Source organism: Ruegeria sp. YTSC325 (assembly GCF_059609525.1).
The window spans coordinates 416,367-428,588 of sequence record NZ_JBXWLY010000001.1; the positions used below are offsets into that span (position 1 = coordinate 416,367).

Sequence of the window (12,222 nt, forward strand, 5' to 3'; positions counted from 1 at the left end):
CCACGTAGCGCAGCAGTCCGGATTGTTCAGCAGAGACAAATCAAAGCTGCGAGGAAAGGGCAACCCTGTGCTAAGGGTTCCCACCCAAATCTTGAAGGATTGGACAGTCTGGACGGTCATCGCCTGCGCAGGCGTCCACCAGATGACCAAGCGTATCCCGCATCGCATTCAAGTCGGCGATTTTGGCCTCGATCTGCGCCAGATGCGCGCGCGCGACTTTTTTCACATCAGCGCTGGCGCGGGTCTCGTCTTCGTACAAAGCCATCAGGGTCCGGCAATCTTCGATGGTGAATCCCAAGGCGCGGGCGCGGCCCAGAAAGTTCAGCTTGTGCACGTCCTGGCTGCGAAACACACGGTATCCGTTGTTATCCCTCAGTGGTTTGACCAGCCCGATGTCTTCGTAGTAGCGGATCGTCTTGGCGGGCAGGCCCGTCCGGGCCGAAACATCTCCGATATTCATGAGGTCACCGTCTGAGGTTGGTGTTCTGTCTGCCGCTCGGGCAGCGTGGCCCGCACCCGTCGCAGGCGCAGGGCGTTGGTCACGACAAAGACGCTGGACAAGGCCATCGCCCCTGCCGCCAAGGCCGGGGACAGCAACGGTCCGCCGAAGGGGAACAAAACACCCGCCGCGACCGGAATCAACACTGCGTTATACCCGAATGCCCAACCCAGATTCTGGCGGATGTTGCGCATTGTCCGGCGGCTGATCTCGACCGCATTGGCGACGCCGCGCAGATCTCCGGACATCAGCACAACATCGGCCGTTTCGATCGCCACATCCGTGCCCGTGCCGATGGCAATTCCAGTATCAGCAGAGGCAAGCGCAGGCGCATCATTGATACCGTCACCCACAAAGGCCAGCGCACCGAACCGGTCGCGCAGTGCGTTGATCGCCTTTAGTTTGCCGTCGGGCAGAACCTCGGCGGTGACATGATCTATACCCAGCTTGTCGGCCAAGGCTTGCGCTGTACGTGCGTTGTCTCCTGTGACCATGGCCAGAGTCAGGCCCATCGCGTGCAACCGGTCTAAAGCCTCGGCCGTCCCCGGCTTGATCGGATCGGAAACCGTCAGCAAAGCAGCAGCCCGACCGTCCACGGCAACGAACAAAGGCGTGGCCCCTGCGGCGGCGCGTTGATCTGCCTCGGGCGTCAGCTCAGACAGGTTCACGCTACCCTGATCCATAAACCGAGGCGACCCGATCAACACCTCGCGCCCTTCGACCACGGCCCGCACGCCCAATCCGGTCAGAGACTCAAACTCGACTGGCTGCAGCAGATCCGCAGGTCCGGCGCGCGTGATCGCGGTGGCAATCGGGTGCTCGGACCGCGCCTCAATCGAAGCGGCCAGACGCAGAACATCATCGCGGTCGAATCCGTTGACGGTGGTGATGCTTTCCAATTCGGGCCGACCCAGTGTCAGAGTGCCAGTCTTGTCCAACGCGACCACCTTTGCCTGCTGCAACTGTTGCAGCGCGTCGCCCTTGCGGAACAAAACACCCAACTCAGCCGCGCGCCCGGTGCCAACCATGATCGAGGTCGGCGTCGCCAGACCCATCGCGCAAGGGCATGCAATGATAAGGACCGAAACACCGGTGACCAGCGCCATTGGCAGCGCCGGCGCGGGCGCAAAGATCAGCCAGACCGCAATGGTCAGCAGCGCAATGACCAGCACGGTTGGAACGAACCAAGCAGTGATCTTATCGACCAACCCTTGAATTGGCAGCTTAGCCCCCTGCGCCTGTTCGACCAAGCGAATGACTTGCGCCAGGACCGTGTCGGCCCCAACCCGCGTTGCACGGACGCGCAACGCGCCGGTGCCATTCACCGTGCCACCCACAACCGGGTCGTCTGGTGCTTTGCCGACCGGAATGGGTTCGCCACTGATCATGCTTTCGTCAATGTATGACGTACCCTCCAGCACCACGGCATCCACTGCGACGCGTTCACCGGGGCGGATTTGCAGAATGTCACCCACCACGATCTGGGCAATGGGACGATCTACAGTGGCACCACCTTGTTCAACCCGAGCCGTCTTTGGTTGCAGGCCCACCAATTTGCGGATCGCAGCGCCGGTGCGGCCCTTGGCCCGCGCCTCCATCGCGCGCCCCAGAAGAATAAGGACAACGATGACCGAGGCGGCCTCGAAATACACATTCGCGCTGCCTTGCGGCAGGAGACCCGGTGCGAATGTGGCGACAATCGAATACAAGTAAGCCGCACCCGTGCCCATCGCGACCAGCGCATTCATATCCGGTGCGCGGCGTAACAGGGATGGAACACCCTTTGCGTAAAACACTCTTCCCGGTCCAGCCAGCAAAGCCGTGGTCAGCGCGAACTGAATCAAATAGCTGGTCTGCATCCCTATGGTCTGATGCACCCAGTGATGAAAGGCCGGGACCATGTGCCCACCCATTTCAAGGACAAAGACGGGCAGAGCGAGTACCGCAGCTATGAGGGTCGTGCGCGTCAGTGCTGTGGCTTCTTGCGCCTTATCCGTCGCTCCCTCATCCACCGGCGCGACATGCGCTGGATAACCCGCGTCAGTGCATAGCCTGGCCAAGGCTAAGGGATCGCTGGCCCCCTCAACGTACTGAATTGTTGCGCCTTCGGTAGCGAGGTTGACTTGGGCGCTGATCACGGCCGGGTCGGCCTGCAAGACACGCTCGATCCGGTCCACGCACGAGGCGCAGCTCATCCCCTCGATCTTCAGCGATGCTGTGGCTGTTGCGGCGGGATATCCGGCGGCGTCCAGCGCATCGGTTAGCCGGGTGATCGGGCCGTCGTGGGTAACCTGCGCCACTTTGGTTGCGAAATTCACCGAAGCATCGGTCACGCTATCCACGGCGCGCAGGGCCGTTTCGACACGTCCCACGCATGATGCGCATCCCATTCCGGTTATGTTCAGCCTGGTTTCGTGTACGGCTGTCATCCGACTCATCCCGTGTAGATCTTCGTTCCTTTAAATGGGGGTTCCAGTCACGGGAAGGTCAAGGGGTTGCGTGGGTTTTCAACGCATAGCTGCCATGCGTTTGGGGTCAGCGATCTGAAAAAACCTCGAGCAAAAGCGAGTTGTATTGGGCGGGCGGCGCGCTGCGGACAGCTTCTGGAGACGCGAAAAACCCCAGCATCAGAATGGCCACACACATAAACATGCCAAAAAGGCAGAAACTGGCGAGGTTCAGTGTCGAACGCAGCATGATGGTAATCCCTGTTTCCAATGTGAGGGCGGATCGCAATTCGGTTCAGCCCCGTTTTGCCAGTTCCTGTTTTAATTTTTCGTTCTCGGCCTGAAGTTGCGCCAATTGCTGACCAAGCGTGTTCAGATGGGGGCGCAGTTCGGCCTCGGTAAAGCGAGGTGTGATATGGCGGGGGCAGTTCCAGTCCAGCCCCTCGACCCGGATGATCGCGGCGCGTTCCGCGGGCGTTTCCGCTCCGTTGGGATAGAGGCTGGCGGCGGCGGCTTCGCCTTCGGTAAAATCGACCCGACCCAGTATTTTCAACCGCCGTTGGTTGGCGTAATCCATCAGGATCATGGCAATCCGGTCGTTTCCGTCCAAATTCCCGCGAGAGATATACTGTTTGTTGCCCGAGAAATCGGCGTATCCGATGGTTGTCGGCCCAAGCACCCTTAGAAACCCGATTGGCCCGCCGCGATATTGCACATAGGGCCAACCGGTCTCGGACACAGTAGATTGGTAAAACCCGTCCCGCGCCTCGATAAACGCTTTTTCCGCAGGGCCGATCTGATGCCCCTGTTGTGGCCCGCTTTCTATGAATTTGGCATAGGTCTTGGCCGATCCCATTCTTTCCTGATGGGCGCGGACGGCGGGAGTAAAGGTCAGTTCAGAAAAGGCGCGGGGCATGGGTGATCCTTTCTAGAGACCCAGATTAGACAGGCCGGGGTGGTCTTCGGGTCTGGGGCCTTGGGGCCAGTGAAACAGACGATCTTCTTCGTCAATCGGCAGGTCATTCAGCGAGGCGTGGCGTTTGGCCATCCGGCCATCTTCGGCAAATTCCCAGTTCTCGTTGCCATAGGACCGGAACCACTGACCGCTATCGTCATGCCATTCATAGGCATAGCGTACGGCAATTCGGTTTTCCGTAAATGCCCACAGTTCCTTTATCAGCCGGTAGTCGAGCTCTTTGTTCCATTTGCGGGTCAGGAAGGCGTGGATGTCTTCGTGGCCCGACAAGAATTCGGCGCGGTTCCGCCATTGGCTGTCCTCGGTATAGGCGGGTGTCACAAGATCGGGGTCGCGGCTGTTCCAGCCGTTTTCCGCCATACGGACTTTTTGTGTGGCGGTCTCAAGGGTGAAGGGTGGCAGAGGGGGTCGGCTCATATCTTGGTCTTTCAGGTCAGTGCGGCGGCAAGCAGCGCAAGGGTCAACAGGAAGGGGACATACTGAGGGGAAAATGGGCTGTTGCGGCGTTTCATCGTCTAGCTCCAAGGTTTACTGATCGGTACATCTTGAAGTCAATGTGTACTGATCGGTAAACTTTTGCAAGTCTCAATTTGAGAAAATTTTTGAATGACCTTTAAAGAGCTATAATTTAAAGGCTTCAGGGGTTGAGTTCCCGGCAATCTTGTCGCGAAATGAAACCATGGTTATGTACTGATCAGTACACTCAGGAGCCGAATCATGCGCCCGAACAAACGCGACGAGCTGGTCCGCAATGCTCTGCAGGTTTTTTACCGGGATGGCTTTCACGCCACCGGTATGGACAAACTGGTGGCAGAGACGGGTGTGTCGAAGACCTCGATGTACAAGCATTTCCGAACCAAAGAGGAATTGATCGTTGCCGCCTTGCGCTTGCGGGATGAGAATTTCCGCAACTGGTTCTATGGCAGGATCGATGCGCTTGCCGAAACGCCCGCGCAAAAACTGCTGGCCAGTTTCGATGCCTTGGGAGAGTGGTTTGAAGAGGACGGCTATCGCGGTTGCATGTTCATCAAAGCCGGAGCCGAATATCAGGACAAAGACCACCCCATCCATCTGGAAGCAGCCGAGCACAAACGTCTGCTGCTCGAATATTTCACTGATTTGGCCCGCGACGCAGGCGCCCGCGAGCCTGAAAAGCTGGGATGTCAGATTCTGCTGTTGAAAGAAGGCGCGATTGTCACTGCTGTTCTGCTGAAAAGCTGTGATCCTGCGCGCGACGCCAAGGAAGCAGCGCGGGTGTTATTGGCGAATGCGCTGCCGGTCTGAGGCGTTACGTTTAAAAGACGTTGCGTAGCAAAGCTCCTGGCGCATTGGATTGCCGGATCGCGGGGGTTACCTTCAAGGAAACTGACTTGAGGGGACACGAAATGTCTTTGTTTACGAATGCCGCCAATTGGGTAACCGAAGAGCATCGGATGTTCGCAGAGATGGCGGACCGTTTCATGCAGGATGAATTGGTCCCCAACGCCGAACGCTGGAGCGATCAGGGGCAAGTTGATCGAGCGTTCTGGCACAAGGCTGGGGAAATGGGTCTTATGGCCGGGTCGATTTCCGAGGAACATGGCGGTGTCGGGGGCGGTCTTGGTTTCGACGCGGTTACGATGTACGCGCAGGCGTCGCACGGAGATTGTGGATGGGGTTACCCGATCCAATCGATTGTGACCCATTACATCACCGCTTATGGCAGCGAAGAGCAAAAGCAAAAATGGCTTCCCAAGCTGGCTTCGGGTGAAATGGTCGGCGCGTTGGCGATGACTGAGCCCGGCACTGGTTCCGATGTTCAAGGCATTCGGACAACTGCCGATAAAGATGGCAATTCATACCGCATAAACGGCTCGAAAATCTTTATTACTAACGGTCAGTCGGCTGATCTTATCCTTGTCGCAGCAAAAACGGACAAATCGCTGGGCTCGAAAGGTGTTTCGTTGGTGGCGGTCGAGACCGGAGGCGCGGACGGGTTCCGGAAGGGGCGCAACCTCAAGAAGTTGGGGATGAAGGGCAACGACACGGCCGAACTGTTCTTCGAGGACGTAAAGGTGCCGATGACCAACCTGATCGGCCCGGAAGAAGGGCAGGGCTTTTATCAAATGATGAAGCAGTTGCCGTGGGAGCGTATGACGATTGCGATCATCGCACTTGGCGCGATCGACTTCGCGATTGCCGAGACGGTGCGTTACACGCAAGAGCGCAAAGCCTTCGGTCAGCGGGTTATGGATTTCCAGAACACACGATTCAAACTGGCCGAGTGCAAAACCAAAGCCGAGGTTCTGCGTAGCTTTGTGAATGACTGTATCGCTCGGCTTGAAGCTGGAACGCTGGACGCAGCGACGGCATCGATGGCCAAGTATTGGGGTTCCGAGGTGCAGAACGAAGTCATGCATGAATGCCTGCAGTTGTTCGGAGGCTATGGGTTTATGATGGAGTACCCTATCGCGCGCCTCTACGCCGATGCGCGCGTTCAAATGATCTATGGTGGCACCAATGAGATCATGAAGGAACTCATCGCACGTTCCTTGGACACATAAAGCCCGACGGGATACTCCCGCCCGTCGTCGACGTTTCTGAAGAAACATCTCCTTTCGTTGGGCCGGGCAGGCGCGGGCGCAGCCCGCGCCTGCCCGGCCCCTGCTGTCCGCAGGACGCAAGGCCTAAGGCCGCGCGGTTTTGCTCGGTAAGTCTTGTGTATTGGTTCAGGCTAAAGAGATTTGATCCTGTAGCCATGTTCGAAACGATCGGAGCGGTTCAGATTCCGCTCGGGATTGGGGCCAGACAAGAAAAAAGTCGCCAAGGCTGACACTCGGGCCGTTCCATGCAAGCACCAGTTTGCCCGTTTTCAAGTCGTGTTCAATCAAATAAGTCGGCAGCAACGCGACCCCCAGCCCGTGGATTGTCGCCTGACCCATCGTCGAAAACTGGTCAAATAGCATGCCAGAAATACCGCTAACGGATCGACCTTGTACAGCGAACCACCTTTCCCAAGCATCTGGCCGTGTTTCCAAGTGCAACAAGGGTGCACTCAAAAGCCAGTCGGGGTCATCGTTCTGTGTCGGAAGCAGATCTGGCGCGCAGACCGGCAGAACATCTTCCCGCATGATCGGCAAGTAGTTCACACCGGCCCATGTCCGTCCGCCAAAGTGAATCGCGGCGTCGAAGTGTTCGTTTTCAAACTCAAACGGTTTAAGACGCGTGTTCAGGTTTACGGTGACTTCGGGGTGTTTGCGGGCGAAATCCTGAAGGCGGGGGGCCAGCCAGTGCATCCCGAACGCTGGCAGAATCGACAGATTGAGTGAGCCGCCGGTCGGGTTGGCCTTCAGCTTCAGAGACGCCTGAGCAAGCTGACTCAGGCTGGACCGGGCGACCTGAACATATTCTTTTGCCGCGGGCGTCAGGTTCAGTCGCATCTGGTTGCGTTGAATCAGATCGACGCCCAGTTGCTCTTCCATTGCCTTGAGTTGTCGACTGATCGCGCTTTGGGTCAACGACAGCTCTTCGGCTGCAGCCGAGGCGCTGCCTAGCCGGTCTACCGCTTCCAAAGCCAGAAGCGACGGGATTGAGGGTAGGAAACGACGGGGCGCGATCATATGACAAATCCTCATACCTTTGGGACGGAATATCACTGGCATTTGCGCTGCGCCAGTCCGATACACATCACAGGCATTTCCTTTGCTTAAGCTGCTGAATGCCTGCAAGAAGGGGGCGCTGTATTTCTGATGTTGCCGCCAGGTTGAACCAAAAGGACCCGCAAATGGATCGCGCTCAGATCGTTCATGAGAATTTCCTGACCCGTGTTGCGCAACGCGATTTCCCCCATGGTACGTCTCCTCAGTCGGGACTGACTGCGCCCGAAGCGGTATCTCTGTTTCGCTCGCAGGTGCTAAGCCGGGCGCTGGATCGCACCAGCCGCGCAATGCAGAAGGCGGGGCAGGGGTTCTATACCATCGGCTCATCCGGGCATGAGGGGATGGCGGCTGTGGCCCACGCGCTGCGCCCAACGGATATTGCGTTTCTGCACTATCGCGACGCCGCCTTTCAGATCGCCCGCGCGGAGCAGGTGCCGGGCCAGCAGATCGCTTGGGATATGTTGCTGAGCTTCGCGTGTTCCAGCGAAGATCCAACCTCGGGTGGGCGGCACAAGGTGCTGGGGTCCAAGGCGTTGATGATCCCGCCGCAGACCTCGACCATTGCCAGCCATCTGCCCAAGGCGGTCGGCGCGGCCTATTCCCTAGGCGCGGCGCGGCGGCATGACCCCGAGCATCGTGAACTGCCCGAGGATGGCATTGCGATGTGTTCTTTCGGAGATGCCTCGGTCAACCACTCGACCGCGCAGGGGGCGATCAATACGGCGGGCTGGACCAGCGTGCAATCAACGCCCCTGCCTTTGTTGTTTGTGTGTGAGGATAACGGGATTGGCATCTCGGTCAAAACACCCAAAGGCTGGATACAGGCTTCGATGGAGCATCGCCCGGGCATCACGTATTTTCAGGCTAACGGGCTGGATATCTACGAGACCTATGCCGTCGCGCAAGAGGCCGCCGATTATGTGCGTGCCCGCCGGAAACCTGCCTTCCTGCATCTGAAAACCGTGCGCCTTTACGGTCATGCGGGGGCTGACGTGCCCACCACCTATATGCCCAAATCCGAGGTCGAGGCAGATGAGGCCAACGATCCCTTGCTGCATTCCGTGCGCCTGCTGGATCAGGCCGGGGCACTGTCACCTGATCAGGCGCTGAAGATATACCAGGACACTTGCGCCCGTACCGATCGCATCGCTGCCGAGGCTGCCACGCGCCCTCATCTGGGCGGCGCTGCCGAGGTGATGGCCAGCCTGATCCCGCCCAAACGCGATTGCAAACCCACCAACGGACCCGGCGCCGAGGCGCGCGCAGATGCGTTTGGCGGGGATATGCGAGCAATGAATGACCCTCAGCCCATGAGTCGCCTGATCAATTGGGCGCTGACTGATCTGATGCTGGAACATGGCGAAATCGTCTGCGTGGGCGAGGATGTGGGCCGCAAGGGGGGCGTCTACGGCGTCACGCAAAAGCTGCAACAGAGGTTCGGGCCGGACCGGGTAATCGACACGCTGCTGGACGAGCAGTCGATTTTAGGGTTGGCGATTGGCATGGGTCATAACGGGTTTGTGCCGATCCCCGAAATCCAGTTCCTCGCTTATCTGCACAATGCCGAGGACCAAATCAGGGGTGAGGCCGCGACGCTGCCGTTTTTTTCCAACGGCCAATTCACCAACCCTATGGTCGTTCGGATTGCTGGCTTGGGCTATCAGAAAGGGTTTGGCGGGCATTTCCACAATGACAACTCGCTGGCCGTGCTGCGCGATATTCCGGGGGTGATCATAGCCTGCCCCTCGACAGGAGAGGATGCGGCGCAGATGCTGCGCGAATGCGTGCGATTGGCGCGCGAGGAACAACGGGTGGTTGTGTTTTTGGAACCCATTGCGCTTTATCCCATGCGTGATCTGCATGAGGCGCAGGATGGGGGCTGGATGACGACTTATCCCGCGCCGGATCGACGGATCGCGCTGGGTGAGGTGGGGGTGCATGGCGACGGCACTGATCTGGCCATCGTGACCTATGGCAACGGGCATTACCTGTCGAAACAGGCGCTGCCTGAGTTGGAAGCGGCGGGGTTGAACGTGCGGATCATCGACCTGCGCTGGCTGGCCCCGTTGCCGATGGATGCCCTGCGCGCGGCCACCAAAACATGCGCGCATGTTTTGGTCGTCGATGAATGTCGTCGCACCGGCAGCCAGTCTGAGGCGTTGATGACTTTCTTCGTCGAAGAAAGTCCCGCCACCCCAATCGCCCGTGTTGTCGCCGAGGATAGTTTCATAGCAACTGGCCCCGCCTATGCAGCCCCTTTGCCGTCAAAAGACGGGATTGTGGCCGCCGCATTAAACCTAACCGGAGGCCGCGCATGACCCGTACCGCTGTTCTGATCTGCCCCGGTCGAGGCACTTATAACAAGCCCGAGCTGGGCTATCTGCACCGTCACCACGCGCAGCGGATGGACCTGTTTCACAGCTTCGACGCCCTGCGTGCCGAGGCGGGGCAGCAGGCTGTGACTGCGTTAGATGGGGCCGACCGGTTCACGGTCAGTACCTATTCGCGCGGGGATGTGGCTTCGGCTCTGATCTATGCGGCGTCTTTGGCGGATGCGCAGGCCGTGGCTGATGATATCGAGGTTGTTGCGGTCACGGGGAACTCGATGGGCTGGTACAGCGCGCTTGCTGCGGGCGGGGCGTTGTCGCCGCAGGACGGGTTTCGGGTGGTGAACACCATGGGTACGCTTATGCAGGATCACCTGATCGGCGGGCAGTTGGTCTATCCGTTCATCGGTGACGACTGGGTAAACGACCCTGCTCGGAAGGAGGAGTTGCTGGCCAAGGTCGCGCGGATCAATGCGCAGGACGGCCACACGGTTGGCCTGTCGATTGATCTGGGCGGGATGCTGGTTCTGGCCGGGGATGAGGCGGGGCTGACTGCGTTCGAGGCGTCTCAGCCCGCCCTGCAGGACCGGTTCCCGATGCGTCTGGCCAATCACGCAGCGTTTCACACGGCGCTGCAAGCCCCGGTCGCCGCCGAGGGCCGCGCGCGGTTGGGGGCCGACCTGTTTGGCCAGCCCGAGCGCCCTCTGATCGACGGACGCGGCAAAATCTGGTGGCCTGCAGCGACGGATACGCAAGCGTTGTGGAACTACACTTTAGGTCACCAAGTCACCGAACCTTATGACTTCACCCGCGCCATCCAAACCGCAGCGCGCGAATTTGCACCGGACCTGTTTATCGTTGCTGGACCTGGGGCAACCCTTGGGGGCGCAGTGGCACAGTCTCTGGTATTGGCGGATTGGCGCGGCTTGGCGGACAAACCCGCGTTTCAGGCGCGGCAGGACGCGCAACCCTTCCTGATTGCCATGGGCCGCGATGATCAGCGCGCACTTGCAACCGGCTGACACAGTCTTGATGATCTGCTTATTCGCAAGGAGCCCGACGTGAGCGACCATGACCAGTCCCTCTGGCTGAATACCAGTAAGGAGCACGTTGCCAGTAGCCTTTTGACCAGTGATCTGACGGTTGATCTGGCTGTGATCGGTGGTGGGTACACTGGCTGCTCAGCGGCTTTGACCGCGGCGCAGTCCGGCGCATCGGTTGCTCTGCTTGAGGCGCAGGAAATCGGGCATGGTGGATCGGGCCGAAATGTCGGCTTTGCCAATGCAGGTCTGTGGCTGCCACCGGACGAAATTCGTGCGTTTTTGGGAGAGGCGGCAGGCGACCGCCTTATCGACCTTTTGGGGGCTGCGCCGGGCGATGTGTTTGACCTGATCCAGCAACATGGGATCGACTGCGCGCCCGTGCGCAACGGTACCCTGCATTGTGCGCATTCGCCTGCCGGGCTTAAGGACCTGAAAAACCGTCATGCACAACTCAGCGCGACCGGTGCCCCGATTGAGCTTTTGTCAGCCGACGAAACCCGCCAGCGCACCGGTAGCGCGGCTTTTCACGGTGCGGTTTTTGATCCGCGTGCGGGGACGATCCAGCCGTTGGACTATGTCCGCGGGCTTGCGCGTGCGGCAGTTGAGGCGGGGGCGCAGGTCTTTACGCAAAGCCCGGTTCAATCGCTGTCGCGTGACGGCGATGTGTGGGTGTTGACCACAGCAGAAGGTACTGTTCGGGCCAAAGCATTGATCCAGGCGACAAACGCTTATCACCGGGGTTTGCCCGGAACGGCGCCTGCATATGTACCGGTTTACTATTTTCAGTTCGCGACAGCCCCGCTTTCGGACAACCTGCGCGCCAGTATTCTGCACCAAGGCGAGGGTGCCTGGGATACTGGCCTGATCATGACCTCGTTCCGGTTGGATCACGAGGGACGCTTTATCATCGGGGCGATGGGCGATCTGGGGCATGCAGGTAGCGGGGCCCACAGGGCGTGGATCAGACGCAAGATGGCCGAGCTTTATCCGCAGCTGTCCGACCAGCCCCTGACCCAAGGTTGGCATGGTCGCATTGCGATGACGTCGGACCATATTCCCAAAATCACGCAGATTGGCCCGAATGCCTTGGCAGCGCATGGGTTCTCGGGCCGTGGTATCGGCCCGGGTACCGTTTTTGGCCGTCAAATGGCCAAAAGCCTGTTGCGCAACGATCCGGGTCTGCTGCCTGTCCCGGCAGTTGCTGAGTACTCGGAAAGTTGGACCGGCCTGCGGCGCGCCTATTTCGAGACAGGCGCGGCGCTTACGCATCTGATTAAGGCGCGGTTCTAATC

General features: G+C 59.2%; 11 protein-coding genes. 5 read left to right on the plus strand and 6 right to left on the minus strand.

Annotation, left to right across the window (positions count from 1 at the left end):
* Positions 1–70: 70 nt before the first annotated feature.
* From cueR to AC2FF7_RS02170, 5 genes are all read right to left on the minus strand, one after another.
* Positions 71–460 carry a Cu(I)-responsive transcriptional regulator gene (cueR, locus tag AC2FF7_RS02150; RefSeq protein ID WP_170353378.1) on the minus strand — a complete coding sequence of 130 codons (390 nt, stop codon included), beginning with the start codon at positions 458–460 and terminating at the stop codon, positions 71–73.
* On the minus strand, positions 457–2,928 hold the full coding sequence (locus AC2FF7_RS02155; RefSeq protein ID WP_496905122.1) for a heavy metal translocating P-type ATPase: 2,472 nt from the start codon (positions 2,926–2,928) through the stop codon (positions 457–459). Before AC2FF7_RS02155 ends, cueR begins: the two co-directional genes overlap by 4 nt.
* A 106-nt stretch (positions 2,929–3,034) precedes the next feature.
* Positions 3,035–3,196: a hypothetical protein gene (locus AC2FF7_RS02160; protein WP_480483368.1), complete on the minus strand. Its 162-nt coding sequence runs from the start codon at positions 3,194–3,196 to the stop codon at positions 3,035–3,037.
* A gap of 45 nt (positions 3,197–3,241) precedes the next feature.
* A complete protein-coding gene (locus AC2FF7_RS02165; protein ID WP_496905123.1) occupies positions 3,242–3,862 on the minus strand; it encodes a pyridoxamine 5'-phosphate oxidase family protein in 621 nt (206 codons plus the stop codon).
* Between the two features lie 12 nt (positions 3,863–3,874).
* Positions 3,875–4,339 carry a nuclear transport factor 2 family protein gene (locus tag AC2FF7_RS02170; RefSeq protein WP_496905124.1) on the minus strand — a complete coding sequence of 155 codons (465 nt, stop codon included), beginning with the start codon at positions 4,337–4,339 and terminating at the stop codon, positions 3,875–3,877.
* 300 nt (positions 4,340–4,639) lie between these two features.
* Between AC2FF7_RS02170 and AC2FF7_RS02175 the strand changes: the two genes are divergently transcribed.
* Positions 4,640–5,206, plus strand: a complete 567-nt coding sequence (locus AC2FF7_RS02175; protein WP_170751566.1) for a TetR/AcrR family transcriptional regulator — start codon at positions 4,640–4,642, stop codon at positions 5,204–5,206.
* A 101-nt stretch (positions 5,207–5,307) separates the two neighbouring features.
* Positions 5,308–6,465, plus strand: coding sequence for an acyl-CoA dehydrogenase family protein (locus tag AC2FF7_RS02180; RefSeq protein ID WP_170751564.1), 1,158 nt, complete (start codon positions 5,308–5,310; stop codon positions 6,463–6,465).
* 165 nt (positions 6,466–6,630) lie between these two features.
* Here the strand turns inward: AC2FF7_RS02180 and AC2FF7_RS02185 are convergent, their stop codons facing one another.
* The gene (locus AC2FF7_RS02185) at positions 6,631–7,521 is read right to left on the minus strand and encodes a LysR substrate-binding domain-containing protein (protein ID WP_496905125.1); all 891 of its coding nucleotides are present in this window, start codon (positions 7,519–7,521) and stop codon (positions 6,631–6,633) included.
* Positions 7,522–7,685: 164 nt separating this feature from the next.
* On the opposite strand from AC2FF7_RS02185, the gene AC2FF7_RS02190 reads away from it, so the two are divergent.
* The 3 genes from AC2FF7_RS02190 to AC2FF7_RS02200 are packed head-to-tail and all read left to right on the plus strand — an operon-like array spanning position 7,686 to position 12,220.
* Positions 7,686–9,878: a dehydrogenase E1 component subunit alpha/beta gene (locus tag AC2FF7_RS02190; protein ID WP_480867032.1), complete on the plus strand. Its 2,193-nt coding sequence runs from the start codon at positions 7,686–7,688 to the stop codon at positions 9,876–9,878.
* Positions 9,875–10,909: an ACP S-malonyltransferase gene (locus AC2FF7_RS02195; protein WP_480867034.1), complete on the plus strand. Its 1,035-nt coding sequence runs from the start codon at positions 9,875–9,877 to the stop codon at positions 10,907–10,909. Before AC2FF7_RS02190 ends, AC2FF7_RS02195 begins: the two co-directional genes overlap by 4 nt.
* Positions 10,910–10,948: 39 nt before the next feature.
* The gene (locus AC2FF7_RS02200; RefSeq protein WP_480867035.1) at positions 10,949–12,220 is read left to right on the plus strand and encodes an NAD(P)/FAD-dependent oxidoreductase; all 1,272 of its coding nucleotides are present in this window, start codon (positions 10,949–10,951) and stop codon (positions 12,218–12,220) included.
* Positions 12,221–12,222: the final 2 nt, after the last annotated feature.